Origin of the sequence: Flavobacterium sp. (genome assembly GCF_029242675.1) — a bacterium.
Classification (GTDB): Bacteria; Bacteroidota; Bacteroidia; order Flavobacteriales; family Flavobacteriaceae; genus Flavobacterium.
In genome coordinates, this window is the sequence record NZ_JAQWTM010000235.1 from 1 (window position 1) to 8,702 (window position 8,702).

Consider the following 8,702-nt stretch of genomic DNA (forward strand, 5'->3'; position numbering starts at 1 on the left):
GCAAAGAGTTAAATAATAGTCTGCTCGCTGCTCAAATGTATCTGACTTTGCGCCCACTGCTATCAGCCACAGCAAAAATTAATGGTTAGCAGCAAAATAAAATAATTAAAATAGAATATGAACAAAGAAGGCCTAGCTACCGCACGAATCCTTTCGTGTGGATCGAGATTGAACAACAAATTTTGAGTAAAAAAGTAGAAAAATATAATTATGAGTAGAAATTATAAATTTACTTCGTCAGTTCGACTATCCCTCGCTCCGCAAAGAGTTAAATAATAGTCTGCTCGCTGCTCAAATGTATCTGACTTTGCGCCCACTGCTATCAGCCAAAGTACCATCTATAGGTTTTTCTCAAAATGAAGCTTCAGAGAATTTGTTAGGTTTAGTTAATATGAGAAACGCTTCGTGAAACTTATTTTTTACACATACAATCGCATCACAATCTTTAGCGTTAAAAAACGTATCAAAAAACATATCTTTATAAAGCGAAATTATTTACCTCACAACCTCACAGCACGATGCGATTATTTATTTCTAAAAATTCAATACAAAAGATATTCCTACTCAGCTTTTTTGCTTTAACAAATTTTCATTCCTACGCCCCGCTACCGCACGAATCCTTTCGTGTGGTTCGTGATTAAACAACGAGGTAAAAAAGTAAAACAAAATAATTATGAGTAGAAATTATAAATTTACTTCGTCAGTTCGACTATCCCCGCTCCCGCACGAATACTTTCGTGTGGATCACCTCTCTACCGCACGAAGCCCCATGCTCGGATAGGCAATATTTTCCTTTTACGGATAGCGTGGAATGATATTTTGTGCCCACAAAATTGAGTAGGCCATACAAGTCAGAAAGCTACATTCTGTAAAAAGGTGTAGCTTTTTTGTTTAGGAAGAAATTGTTTTTTTAGTGACCTATAGGAATAGCAAGCAATTTGCGCTATCATATCCGAGCAATCGGCTAAATAACTTCTTCATAGATTACTGTTTTAGAAATAATTGCGATACGGTTGAATGAATATATATTAAGCTCTAATAATAGTTTTAGTTAAGTACCCCCGCTCCGCAAAGTCTCCTGACTTTGAGGTCTATATAATATCCAGCTGCGCAATCTCGAAAGCTTTCGGGACCTTACTTTGAGCTCTAAATATTACTTTTTAATATAGTCACCTAACTTTAAGAAACAATTTTTTCTCTATCTTTAATTTCAAATCAAAGAATATGAAAGAAGGTTATGTAACAAGAGACCAAGAAAAAGTACATTTTATAACAGCAACAGTTGTAGACTGGATAGATGTTTTTTCAAGACAAAATTATAGAGATAGCGTTATAGAATGCATGGATTATTGCATAAAAAACAAAGGAATGATAATATATGCTTATGTAATAATGAGTAATCACATACACATGGTAGTGCACTCAAATGACGGTAAATTATCAGATTTATTAAGAGATTTTAAAAAATTTACTGCAATAACAATTTTAGATAAAATTCAAAATGAATCAGAGAGTAGAAGAGAATGGATGCTCGAACGATTTCAAAAAGCTACAGAAACACATACAAGAAATAAAAATTATCAATTTTGGCAATATGGTAATCATGCAGAAGAAGTTTATTCTGAGAAATTCTTATGGTCAAAAATAGATTATATACACATGAATCCTGTTCGTTCAGGATTAGTCAAAAATATTGAAGATTATATCTATTCAAGTGCCAGTAATTACATAAATAAGGAAGGATTAGTTGAGGTAGAATTAGCAGAAATTCCAAAAGTAGATGTTTTAAAAGAATCTTCATTTATCAAGTATTTAAGTCAATGATTTTTTATAATTTATCTCAAAGTCGGGTTCCGCAAGCTTTCGGGATTGCGCAGAAGAGATTTTTACAATTTAGCTCAAAGTCAGGAGACTTTGCGCAGCTGGGGGTTATGAAAAAATTAAGTTCGGCAGAATTGGAATTAATGTCTAGTGAAGATAGATTTATCTATTTTGGACAAATAGCAAAATTTAAATGGGAACAGAGATCTTTTGAAGAAAAGGATAATGATATTTTGTCTAGTCAAGAGTTCTATGCAAATAGAAGAGGCATTGAGGGAATGAATTTAGAAGAATATTTAGATTTATCTTTGATTGCCGAGAGAACCAGTAAATTTTCTGAATCATATACATTTTTTTGGATTACAAAATCTCCATTTTCACAATGGCACAGAAGTAATTTTACAGCTACAACGATTCTAAACGAAGGCATAAATGATTTGCCTGAGCAAAAGAAAAAACATGTTGTACAAGACTTATTCCCATTAGATGTTCAAGAATATTCATCAGCTGAACAATTTATGATGTACCATAAGGCAATGATTTTTTTAGATAGAGAAATTGCCCAGCAAATCATGCAAAGCGATGACGTAAGAAAAATAAAAAATTTAGGTAGGCAGGTAAAAAAATATGATGAATATGTTTGGAAATACTTCCGTAGTAAAGTGGTATATGAAGGCAACAAAGCCAAATTTACTCAAAATGAAGAATTAAGGAATGATTTATTTGCAACTAAAGGAACTACACTTGTAGAATCTGCACCAAATGATAATGTTTGGGGTATTGGTTTAGCAGAGGATGATGCAAGAGCCATAAAAAGAGAAACGTGGTTGGGTAAAAATTTACTTGGAGAAATCCTTACTCAGATTAGAATAGAATTAATGGGCGAATATTAATCTTTATCCCCCGCTCCCGCACGAATCCTTTCGTGTGGATCGAGATTGAACAACAAATTTTGAGTAAAAAAGTAGAAAAATATAATTATGAGTAGAAATTATAAATTTCATAATCCAGAGGGGTTGTATTTTATCAGTTTTGCTGTAGTAGGCTGGTTAGATGTTTTTACGCGAAATGAATACAAAGATTTACTTATTAAAAGTATCGAATTTTGTCAAAAAAATAAAGTTTTAGAAGTTCATGCTTAGTGTGTAATGAGTAATCATGTTCATTTGGTTTTTAGGAGTGTCAATGGTCAAAAACCAGAGTTATTGATTGGAGATTTAAAAAGATTTACCTGTCAATCTCCCGCTCCGCAAAGTCTCCTGACTTGGAGCCCGCTCCCGCACGAATACTTTCGTGTGGATCACCTCTCTACCGCACGAAGCCCGATCTATCGGATAGGCAAAAAATTTCTTTTTACGGATAGCGTGGAATGATATTCTGTGCCCACAAAATTGAGTAGGCCATACAAGTCACAAAGCTACATTCTGTAAAAAGGTGTAGCTTTTTTGTTTTTGAAGAAATTGTTTTTTTAGTGACCTATAGGAATAGGTGTAGCAAGCAATTTTGCGCTATCATATCCGAGCAATCGGCTGATAACTTATTCATAGATTACTGTTTTAGAACTAATTGCGATACGTTTGAATTAAAAAATATATTTTAAGTTCTAATAATAGTTTTAGGTAAGTACTTTTTTGATAATCAATGAATCTTTAATAAGTTAAATAATACAAAATATGTTAATTAGTGTTTTTTATCGGTAATATTTGTTTTTAAACAGATTTTTGTATAGGTTTGTTCTAAGAAAAAAGTAATACTAGTGTAAATCTAAAACAGTAATCAGATGAAAGCAGCAAATAAAAAAGAGGGAATGTTCTTATATGTAGGCAGTTTTTTTATTATTATGGCTGGCTCCTCAATAGCGATTTTGGTTTCTATGTTACTCTAGTTTTCAAGAATAAAATTGTATTATTTCCCCGAATTATAAAAAGCCCCAATTTTTTATAGTCCTACTAATTAGAACCCTTTAGAGCAATCTAAGGGGTTTTAGTGTTTTTGGAATTATTTGTACAAAAAGACAGTCAAAATAGTATATTTGTACAAGTGGTCCTTTTTAATAAGACTACTGCTAAATATTAGGGTAACATGATTATGGCAACAATTCGTAATACAATAAAAACGATTCTAGTAAACGGTATTTTGTTACTATCGTTTACAAGTACTTTTGCACAAGAACTCGAAACACAAAAAGAGCAAGCTCCAGTAAAAATTGATTCACTTTATCGCGAAGACCAATTTTATTTAGGACTTACCTACAATACGTTACAAGATAGTCCTGCGGGTGTTAGTCAACAAAAAATTGCCTTGGGACTCGCTGCTGGTTTTTTAAGAGATATGCCTATTAATAAAAACAGAAATTTAGCGATTGCAACAGGAATTGGGTTTGCGTTGAACAATTACAATCAAAACTTAACGATCTCTCAATCAGGTGCGGATATCAATTATTCTATAAATAACAATGGTGCTGGTTTCAGTAAAAATAAATTTACCCAGCTACTGGTTGAAGTTCCTTTAGAATTCAGATGGCGTACTTCAACATTTGAAAGTTACAAGTTTTGGAGAATTTATGGCGGGGTAAAATTCAGTTACTTGCTGTATGATCGCTCCGTATTTACGGCCAGCACGAAGTCGGTTGTAATAAACAATAAAGATTTTAATGAATTTTTATATGGTGTTTATTTGTCAGGAGGTTACAATACAATTAACCTATATGCCTATTATGGCCTCAATCCATTGTTCAAATCAGCGATAGTCGATGGGCAAACTGTCAATTTTAAATCACTACAATTAGGGATTATCTTTTACATTCTATAACCATAATGGCATCAGTAAAAGCTGAGGTCCACCTCCTAAAAGCATTCCTACTAATATTTCTTTAATAGTATGTGCTTTCATTTCTAAGCGAGACGAGGCTACTAGACCAGTAATGAAAATGAGTATTGCAAATAAAACGATGTTTTGTATTTGGTACGCTATGCTTAAGCCAAAATAGAATAGCGTTAGTCCCGTAATTCCCATCATGTGCAGGCTCGCTTTTGACTTAAAAAATAAAAGAATGAGAGCGATTAATGTACTCATTAAAGCGCCAAGCATGAAAAAATGCAGTTCGCTATAGCGTTCTAGGGTGATACTTTGCTTTACTAATATGATAATCAAAAACGACTGAATCACCAAGGGTAGTTTGCGTTCTGAAATTTCAGGTACCATCACCGAACTAATTTTGCCTGTCACCTTCAATAAAAAGAAAAACAAAATAGGGACTACTAAGGTTACTATAAAAACTTGTAATAAGATAAATAGCTGTTCCTGAAATACGAATGTTGTTTTCTTAGTAAATAAATAAAATAGAGTCGCGAATACCGGTATAAAAACGGGATGAAAAAAGTAGGAGACAAGAATTAGTAGTTTTTTCAAGGCGGTAATGTGTTGATATGATTTACAAATATAGCAATTATAGTGTACACGAAAAACTGTATAAGCAAGTAGTTAACTACTTTTTGAAAGCTAGTTATATTAAACTGACGAAAGCAAATAGTGGCTTGCAATTACCCTTGTTTTGAAAAGAAGTCTTATTTTTGGGGAAAGGTTGGGTAGGTACTTAACAAACCCAATTTAATAGCAGTTAAAATTAATCATGAGTATATCCATAAAAAGCATTGTTCCGGTTCTTCAATCTCGTTTTATTGGCATTCAAACAGCTGCGACGATCGATTCGGTTTCTATCGATAGTCGTTCTTTGCAAAACAGCTCGAGTACGTTGTTTTTTGCCATCGTAGGACCTAATAATGATGCACATAGTTACATCAATGATTTATTAGACATTGGGGTACAAAATTTTGTTGTTCGTTATATTCCTGATGGATGTAGGGATCGCGCTAATTTTTTGGTTGTAGAGGATACACTCCAGGCACTGCAACTTTTTGCAGGGTATTACCGTAGTTTATTCCATTTCCCGGTAATTGGTCTAACAGGTAGTAATGGCAAAACTATTGTAAAAGAATGGCTTAATTTTTTATTAAGTCCGGATTATAATGTGATACGCAGTCCTAAAAGTTACAACTCTCAAGTGGGTGTGCCTTTGTCTGTCATTTCTATAAACGAAAAGCACAATTTAGGAATTTTCGAGGCCGGAATTTCTACAGTCGCTGAGATGGCTAAGCTCGAGGAGATTATCAAACCAACTATAGGCGTACTCACGAGTATAGGATCGTCGCATGATGAAGGTTTTGAAAGTACGGAGCAAAAGATCAAAGAAAAACTACTACTCTTTAAGCATTGTGAAATTCTTATTTATCAGAAAAATAAGTTAGTTGATTCCTGTATACCGTTAGGCACAAATTTATTTTCTTGGAGCTACAAAGATAAAACGGCAGCTGTTTTTGTGAGTAAAACCGAAACAGTAAATGCACAAACCACCTTGACCTGTCACTATCAAGGCACCGATTATCAACTACAAATTCCTTTTCAAGATAAGGCTTCGATTGAAAATGCCATTTCGTGTTTTCTCGTATTGCTCTATTTTAAATACGATTTTGAAACGATTCAGTCTCGAATGGCACTACTGTTTCCGGTTGAAATGCGATTAAAAGTGAAAACCGGAATTAACAATTGTAGTATAATCGATGATAGTTACAGCTCTGATTTTCAGTCTTTAAAAATCGCTTTGGATTTTTTAGAGAGCCAAAAGCAATTTTCTAAAAAAACCTTGATTTTATCGGATATTTTTCAAAGTGGCTTATCGATAGAGGAGTTGTATTCTAAAGTAGCGCAGCTCATAGTTTCAAATAATATCACGAGAGTTATCGGAATAGGTAACACCATTTCAAATTTTAAAGAGTCCTTTATAAACTGTATCACATTTGAAACTACTGCTGATTTTATTGCGAAATTTGACACACTCGATTTTAGCAATGAAACCATTTTAATTAAGGGAGCACGATCTTTTCAATTTGAAGAAATTGTTTACATGCTCGAAGAGAAGACGCATGAAACGGTGCTCGAAATTAATTTGAATGCCATTAGTTATAATCTAAATTTTTTCAAGTCTAAGCTTGCGCCAAAGGTAAAAACGATGGTAATGGTAAAAGCTTTTGGCTATGGAAACGGAGGATTAGAAATCGCAAAATTACTTGAGCATCATAAGGTTGATTATTTGGGTGTGGCTTTCGCCGATGAGGGCATTTCGTTAAAAAATGGAGGGATAAAAACGCCTATTATGGTGTTAAACCCAGAGAACACCAGCTTTGCAGCCATAATTCACTACAAGTTAGAGCCTGAAATATATTGTTTAAAGGGATTGCATGCTTTTTTAAAAATTGCCAAACAAAAAAACCTACAGCAGTTTCCGATACATATAAAAGTCGATACTGGAATGCACCGTTTGGGTTTTGAGGAAAATAATTTAGAGGAATTAATTTCCACCTTAAAAAACGAGTCTTCGGTTAAGGTTCAAAGTATATTGTCACACCTCGCTACTAGTGATGATCAGCAGCATTTGGATTTTGCCAACGGTCAAATACAGCTATTTGAAAAATTATCTTCGAGAATTATAAACGAACTAGGGATCAACCCAATTCGTCATATTTTAAATACCTCAGGAATCAGTAATTTTCCGAACTCGCAGTACAATATGGTCCGGCTAGGGATTGGTTTGTACGGCGTTTCCAATGATCCAGCGGAGCAGAAATACCTTGAAAACGTAGGGACATTGAAATCGGTAATTTCACAAACAAGAATGATTGCTGCTGGCGAGAGTGTAGGCTACGGTCGTAAATTTATTGCCGATAGACCCACTCGTGTGGCTACTATTCCTATAGGTTACGCAGATGGAATCTCTAGGACTTGGGGAAATGGTCTTGGTTTTGTTTCTATCAAAGATAAAAAAGCCAAAATTTTGGGCAGTGTTTGTATGGACATGCTGATGGTGGATATTACAGATATTGATTGCACTGAGGGTGATTCGGTTATTATTTTTGGGGACAAACCCACTGTTTCTTACATCGCCAAAAAGCTGAATACCATTCCATATGAGGTATTAACTAGTATTTCCCAGCGTGTAAAACGGGTTTTTTATCGATGATAATTGATACTTAACGAGATTTTTTATCATTAAGAATTTTTTAACATATCTTAGAGTTCTAAAAAAAAGTATTAATCTAAAAAACAAAAGTATGGGATTTTTCAGTGATTTTAAGGCCTCTTTAATGAAGGGCGATGTATTAAGTTTAGCAACTGCCGTAGTAATTGGTGGTGCTTTTGGTAAAGTTGTAGGTTCAGCCGTCGACGATATTATTATGCCTGTTGTAGGTTTGCTGACGGGAGGTGTTGATTTTACAACTAAGTTTATTGCATTAAATGGGGAAAGCTACGCTAATCTTGACGCCGCTAAAGCAGCTGGAGCAGCCGTAATTACTTATGGTAATCTATTGCAAGCGATCATTAATTTTGTGATTATAGCATTTTTTGTGTTTGTTATTTTAAGAGCCGCTGAAAAATTGAAAAAGAAAGAAGAAGCTGCACCTGCGCCTGCAGCACCAGCTGGACCTACTCAAGAGGAATTACTTACTCAAATTAGAGATTTGTTAAAAAAATAAGACCGCTACATTATATGTTCAACTTAACCATTCGCTGCGGCGAATGGTTTTTCTTTTTGTTATAATTGTAACATTTTGTTACTTTTTGTGAACGGTATTATTTTTATTTCTTTATTACTTACTTTTGTATCATTAAAATAACAGTCCTAAATTAAATATAAAATGAAAATAGCAGTAGTAGGTGCAACTGGAATGGTTGGCGAAGTTATGTTACAGGTTTTAGCAGAGAGAAATTTTGTTGGTAATGAGGATGAATTAATTCTTGTGGCTTCAGAAAGATCTGTTGGAAAG

7 protein-coding genes and 1 pseudogene are annotated in these 8,702 nt (G+C 34.0%); 7 read left to right on the plus strand and 1 reads right to left on the minus strand.

Features of this window, described 5'->3' with window-relative positions:
- Window positions 1–1,224: 1,224 nt before the first annotated feature.
- The 4 genes from P8M54_RS08690 to P8M54_RS08705 all read left to right on the plus strand — a co-directional run bounded on the left by P8M54_RS08690 (window position 1,225) and on the right by P8M54_RS08705 (window position 4,632).
- Window positions 1,225–1,824 (plus strand): transposase, encoded by a 600-nt coding sequence (locus tag P8M54_RS08690; RefSeq protein WP_300287280.1) that lies wholly within the window; start codon window positions 1,225–1,227, stop codon window positions 1,822–1,824.
- The gene (locus P8M54_RS08695) at window positions 1,821–2,714 is read left to right on the plus strand and encodes an NADAR family protein (protein ID WP_300287282.1); all 894 of its coding nucleotides are present in this window, start codon (window positions 1,821–1,823) and stop codon (window positions 2,712–2,714) included. The genes P8M54_RS08690 and P8M54_RS08695 overlap by 4 nt, the downstream gene beginning before the upstream one ends.
- 87 nt (window positions 2,715–2,801) lie before the next feature.
- Window positions 2,802–2,963, plus strand: a complete 162-nt coding sequence (locus tag P8M54_RS08700) for a hypothetical protein (RefSeq protein WP_300287284.1) — start codon at window positions 2,802–2,804, stop codon at window positions 2,961–2,963.
- A 946-nt stretch (window positions 2,964–3,909) separates the two neighbouring features.
- The gene (locus P8M54_RS08705; RefSeq protein WP_366525140.1) at window positions 3,910–4,632 is read left to right on the plus strand and encodes a porin family protein; all 723 of its coding nucleotides are present in this window, start codon (window positions 3,910–3,912) and stop codon (window positions 4,630–4,632) included.
- On the opposite strand, the gene P8M54_RS08710 is transcribed toward P8M54_RS08705, so the two are convergent.
- Window positions 4,627–5,232, minus strand: a complete 606-nt coding sequence (locus P8M54_RS08710; RefSeq protein WP_300287289.1) for a hypothetical protein — start codon at window positions 5,230–5,232, stop codon at window positions 4,627–4,629. The two genes, P8M54_RS08705 and P8M54_RS08710, sit on opposite strands and share 6 nt — an antisense overlap.
- 220 nt (window positions 5,233–5,452) lie before the next feature.
- On the opposite strand from P8M54_RS08710, the gene P8M54_RS08715 reads away from it, so the two are divergent.
- The 3 genes and pseudogenes from P8M54_RS08715 to P8M54_RS08725 all read left to right on the plus strand — a co-directional run.
- Complete coding sequence (locus P8M54_RS08715) at window positions 5,453–7,897, plus strand: bifunctional UDP-N-acetylmuramoyl-tripeptide:D-alanyl-D-alanine ligase/alanine racemase (RefSeq protein ID WP_300287291.1); 2,445 nt, start codon at window positions 5,453–5,455, stop codon at window positions 7,895–7,897.
- Between the two features lie 91 nt (window positions 7,898–7,988).
- Complete coding sequence (mscL, locus tag P8M54_RS08720; RefSeq protein WP_300287293.1) at window positions 7,989–8,411, plus strand: large conductance mechanosensitive channel protein MscL; 423 nt, start codon at window positions 7,989–7,991, stop codon at window positions 8,409–8,411.
- 162 nt (window positions 8,412–8,573) lie between these two features.
- Window positions 8,574–8,702, plus strand: a pseudogene (locus tag P8M54_RS08725) (aspartate-semialdehyde dehydrogenase); the annotation flags it as partial.